Annotated in this window: 4 protein-coding genes; all 4 read left to right on the forward strand. The window is 67.3% G+C overall.

The window, feature by feature from the left end; all coding sequences use genetic code 11:
- Positions 1-606 (forward strand): cytosine permease (locus AC1D2K_RS31750; RefSeq protein WP_478094047.1); only part of this gene is annotated, 606 nt, incomplete at its 5' end.
- A 29-nt stretch (positions 607-635) separates the two neighbouring features.
- The gene (locus tag AC1D2K_RS31755) at positions 636-1,397 is read left to right on the forward strand and encodes an aspartate/glutamate racemase family protein (protein ID WP_478094049.1); all 762 of its coding nucleotides are present in this window, start codon (positions 636-638) and stop codon (positions 1,395-1,397) included.
- A 67-nt stretch (positions 1,398-1,464) separates the two neighbouring features.
- Positions 1,465-2,217 (forward strand): GntR family transcriptional regulator, encoded by a 753-nt coding sequence (locus AC1D2K_RS31760; protein ID WP_478094051.1) that lies wholly within the window; start codon positions 1,465-1,467, stop codon positions 2,215-2,217.
- Between the two features lie 433 nt (positions 2,218-2,650).
- On the forward strand, positions 2,651-3,702 hold a 1,052-nt coding region (locus AC1D2K_RS31765; protein ID WP_478094053.1), incomplete at its 3' end, for a solute carrier family 23 protein.

The following is a 3,702-nucleotide window of genomic DNA, read 5'->3' on the forward strand; positions in this document are numbered from 1 at the left end:
CTATTCTTCTCGCTGCTGGCCGTGATCACCTCCGCCGCGACGCTGCCGGTGTTCGGCGAACTCATCACCGATCCGGTCCACACCGTGGCGAAGATCGACAGCACCACCGCGGTGGTGATCGGCGCGCTGACCTTCATGATCGCCACCGTCGGCATCAACATCGTCGCCAATTTCGTCTCGCCAGCCTTCGACTTCTCGAACGTCGCGCCGCAGAAGATCAGCTGGCGCACCGGCGGCATGATCGCCGCGGTGGGCTCTGTCTTCATCACGCCGTGGAACCTCTACAACAACCCGGAGGTCATCCAMTACACGCTGGACATCCTGGGTTCCTTCATCGGGCCGCTGTTCGGCATCCTGATCGCCGACTACTACCTGGTGCAAAAGCAGCGCGTCGACGTCGATGCGCTCTACACCCTGAGCCCGGCAGGCGCCTACTGGTACGACAACGGCTACAACCGGCGCGCCATCTGGGCGCTGGTCCCGGCCGCGCTGGTGCCGGTGCTGTGCGTGCTGGTGCCGCCCCTGCGCGGTGCCGCCAACTACGCCTGGTTCATCGGCACCGGCCTCGGCTTCGTTTTCTACATGCTGCAGAACCGCAAGCGCTGAGCAAGCTCATTTCCAATCCCCGACCCATCATGCGCATCAAGATCATCAATCCCAACACCACCTGGAGCATGACCGAGAAGATCGGTGCCTGCGCGCGCTCGGTGGCGCGGCCCGGCACCGAGATCGTGGCGGTCAGCCCCGCCATGGGGCCGGCCTCGATCGAAAGCCACTACGACGAGGCGCTGGCGGTGCCCGGCCTGCTGCAGGAGATCGCCGCCGGCGAGCGCGACGGCATCGACGGCTACGTGATCGCCTGCTTCGGCGACCCCGGTCTCAAGGCCGCCAGGGAACTGGCGCGCGGCCCGGTGGTCGGCATCGCCGAGGCGGCCATGCATCTGGCGAGCCTGGTGGGAAGCAGCTTCAGCGTCGTGACCACCCTGGCCCGCACGATGGGACAGGCCTGGCACCTCGCCGAGGTCTACGGCATGAAACGCTTCTGCGCCAACGTGCGAGCCTGCGAGATCGCGGTGCTCGAGCTCGAGGCGCCCGGATCGCGCGCGCGCGAGCGCATCGTCGACGAATGCCGCCGCGCGCTCGACGAGGACGGCTCCGATACGATCGTGCTCGGCTGCGCCGGCATGGCCGACCTGTGCGAGCACATCGGACAGGTGCTCGGCGTGCCGGTGGTCGACGGCGTGGCCGCCGGGACGCAGCTGGTCGAATCGCTGGTGAGCCTGCGCCTGGCCACCAGCAAGCGCGGCGAACTGGCACGCCCGCTGCCCAAGCCGATCAGCGGCCTCCTCGGCGACTTCGCGTTGCCGGCGATGCCGCCGCTGAAGCGGGCGGCCTGATCGCGGCGGGCGGCGACCCAGGGCTCCGCCGCATCCAGGCCCATCCAGCCTCATTCACAATGGCGCCATGCCACGCGCCCCCAAAGCTTCCGCTCACCCCCTCCCGCCGCCTGCAAGGTCCGGGACAGAGGCTGCGGTCGACAAGACCGCCACCGTCGAAGGCATCGCGCAGGACATCGCCACCGCGATCGTCGAGAAGCGGCTGCCGCCCGGCACCTGGCTGCGCGAGGAAGCACTGGGGCGGCTCTATTCGGTCAGCCGCACCAAGATCCGGGCGGCGCTGCTGACGCTGTCGAAGGAAAAACTGATCGAAATGATCCCGGACAAGGGGGCTTTCGTCAGCAAGCCCAGCGTGCAGGAGGCGCGCGAAGTCTTCGGGGTCCGGCGCCTGCTCGAAAGCGAGGTGGTGCGGCTGTTCGTCGCCAAGGCGCGTCCCGCCGACTACCAGGCGCTCGAGCAGCACATCCAGTTCGAGCGCACCACCTTGCGCGCCACCACGACGACCGGCACGGTGCGGGAGAAGCTGCTCGGCGACTTCCACGTCGCGCTGGCGGAGGCCGCTGGCAACCAGACCCTGGCAGAACTGATCCGTGAGCTGGTCGCGCGCAGCTCGCTGATCGCCATGCTGTACCACTCGTCGAACGATCCGCATTGTTCGTCCGACGAACACGCAGAATTCCTGCGCGTCTGCCGCAGCGGCGATGTCGAGGCCGCCGTGGCGTGCATGACGGACCACCTGCTGCGCATCGAGGCCAACCTTCAACTTTCGGCCGGCGTGCCGGATCGCCAGCTCGACCTCGTCAAGGCTCTGCTGGCCTGAGAACCTGTTTACGATCTCCCTGGGGTCGCGTTGGGGCGCAATCGGGATGAGTTCGAAGTGCCGTTGCGCCGCATGGGCTCCTGCCCATGCAAGCAGCGGCACGCAGAAATCGCCCGATTTCGCCCCAACCCGAAGGGCAGGCGTCTTTTCGGGCGGTCTGCGGCGTTGCAGCGCTTGCCCATAGCCATGCTATGGGCGGCGCACTGCGCCTTGCATCCCCTCCCGAAAAAACGCCTGCGCGACCCCAGGGAGATCGTAAACAGGTTCTGAGAAGCGCGGGCCCGCGACTTGCTCGGGCGCACGGAGCGCGGGTTTTCCGCCATACAGGCGACCACCTGATCTGTATACAGTTTCGCGTACAGAACGGTAAACGATTCACGGCAAGACGCGTTCGCCCCTTCCCCTTCCTCCACGCTGCCCAGGAGTCCACGCAATGACGGCTGCCTCGCCTTCCATCCACCCGGTCGACCAGCGCCTGCCGGCCGGCAAACTCGCCGCCCTCGGCCTGCAGCACGTGCTCGTGATGTATGCCGGTGCGGTGGCGGTGCCGCTGATCGTCGGTCGCGCGCTCAAGCTCACGCCGCAGGAGGTCGCGCTGCTGATCTCGGCCGACCTGTTCTGCTGCGGCATCGCGACGCTGATCCAGTCGCTCGGCGCCACCCAGTGGTTCGGCATCAAGCTGCCGGTGATGATGGGCGTGACCTTCGCGTCGGTCGCGCCGATGGTCGCGATCGCCAACGCCAACCCGGGCCAGGCCGGCGCGCAGCTGCTGTTCGGCGCCATCATCGGCGCCGGCATCATCTCGATACTGATCGCGCCGATGGTCTCGCGCATGCTGCGCTTCTTCCCGCCGGTGGTCACCGGCACCATCATCGCGGTGATCGGCATCAGCCTGATGCGCGTGGGCATCAACTGGATCTTCGGCAACCCGGTCGGGCCGACCGCGCCGGCGCTGGTCGACCCGGTCTATGCCAAGTGGCTGGCCGACGTCACCTCGCCCGGCTCGGCCGTGCCGCCGGTGCCCAAGGGCCTGTCGATCGTGCCCTCGGTGCCGAACCCGCGCTACGCCGACCTGGGCGGGCTCGCCATCGCGGCGCTCGTGCTCGTGTCGATCCTGCTGATCGTCAAGTACGCCAAGGGCTTCATCGCCAACATTTCGGTGCTGCTGGGCATCGTGATCGGCGCCGTGGTCGCCACCGCCTTCGGCTTCATGACCTTCGAGAAGGTCGGCAGCGCCGCGTGGTTCGACATCGTGCTGCCCTTCCACTTCGGCCTGCCGAAATTCGACCCGGTGCTGATCCTCACGATGTCGTTGATCATGATCGTGGTGATGATCGAGTCGACCGGCATGTTTCTCGCGCTCGGCGAGATGACCGACCGCAAGATCAGCCAGCAGGACCTGGCGCGCGGCCTGCGCACCGACGGCCTCGGCACCCTGATCGGCGGCGTCTTCAACACCTTCCCCTACACCAGCTTCTCTCAGAA

It is taken from the genome of Variovorax sp. P1_H12_2, from assembly GCF_056405335.1.

Bases quoted from the DNA above. Each gene is read 5' to 3' on its own strand.
- AC1D2K_RS31755 (WP_478094049.1), top strand. From the start codon at position 636: ATGCGCATCAAGATCATCAATCCCAACACCACCTGGAGCATGACCGAG.
- AC1D2K_RS31760 (WP_478094051.1), top strand. From the start codon at position 1,465: ATGCCACGCGCCCCCAAAGCTTCCGCTCACCCCCTCCCGCCGCCTGCA.